This window comes from Actinoalloteichus spitiensis RMV-1378 (assembly GCF_000239155.1).
GTDB lineage: Bacteria > Actinomycetota > Actinomycetes > Mycobacteriales > Pseudonocardiaceae > Actinoalloteichus_B > Actinoalloteichus_B spitiensis.
On record NZ_AGVX02000876.1, the window covers coordinates 1 to 1,101 of the forward strand.

General features: G+C 70.1%; 1 protein-coding gene. It reads right to left on the minus strand.

Translation table 11 applies throughout. The annotated features are described in order from the left end of the window. Positions 1–1,101, minus strand: a 1,101-nt coding sequence (locus ACTIDRAF_RS31595; RefSeq protein ID WP_039789962.1) for a condensation domain-containing protein, incomplete at both ends; no start/stop codon positions are given.

The window sequence follows — 1,101 nt, forward strand, 5'->3', positions numbered from 1 at the left end:
CACAGCGTGTAGTCGGCGTACTGCACGGGCAGCGGCTCCCAGTCGGGGGCGTGTCCGCTGGTGCGCGCCGCATAGGCCCGGGTGAGGTCCTGAGCGAGCGGTCCCATGGACCAGCCGTCACCGGCGATGTGGTGCAACACCACCGACAACACCCACTGCCGCTCCCCCACTCCGAACAGCCTCGCCCGCAGCGGCAGCTCACGGGTCAGGTCGAACCCGGTCCCGGCCTCCGCCGCCAACACCGCTGGGAGCTCGGCCTCCGACACCGCCTCCACGGACAACCGCGGACGGGCCTCGTCCACCGGCAGCACCCGCTGCTCGGGCTGCCCATCCACTTCGGGGAACACCGTTCGAAGCGCCTCGTGCCGCGCGACGACGTCCCGCAACGCAGCCCCCAACGCCTCCTCGTCGAGCGCACCCCGCAACCGGAGGGCGAAGGGGATGTTGTAGGTGGCCGATGGTCCTTCCAGCTGCTGGAGGAACCACAGCCGGCGCTGCGCGTAGGACAGCGGGATCCGCGCCGGCCGCTCGACAGGCACCACAGCGGGACGCACCCGCCCCCCACCGGCCAGGACCTCGGCGAGACCGGCCACGGTGGGGTGCTCGAACACCGCCCGCACCGGCAACTCCACCGACAGCAACGATCGCACGCGACTCACCAGCCGGGTGATGAGCAGCGAGTGCCCACCGAGGTCGAAGAAGCTGTCGTCAATGCTGACCTCGGGCAGTCCGAGCACCTCGGTGTAGATGTCGCACAGGATCGACTCCTGGGGCGTACGTGGAGTTCGACCGCTGGCGGTGGCGAAATCTGGTGCGGGAAGCCGGGAGTGGTCGAGCTTGCCGTTGGTGGTGAGTGGAAGTTCGGGCAGGGTGACCACGGCTGCGGGAACCATGTAGTCGGGCAGTGCACGGGCGGCCGAGGACCTCAGCTCCTCGGCGAGGACCTCCTCGTGTCCGGGCTCGGGAACCACGTAGGCCACCAGCCTGCGCACCTCCGGTGAACCCTCCCGCACGGTGACCACCGCTTGGCCGACCCCGGGGTGCGCGGCCAGGACGGTTTCGATCTCACCCAGCTCGATGCGGAACCCCCGCAACTTGACC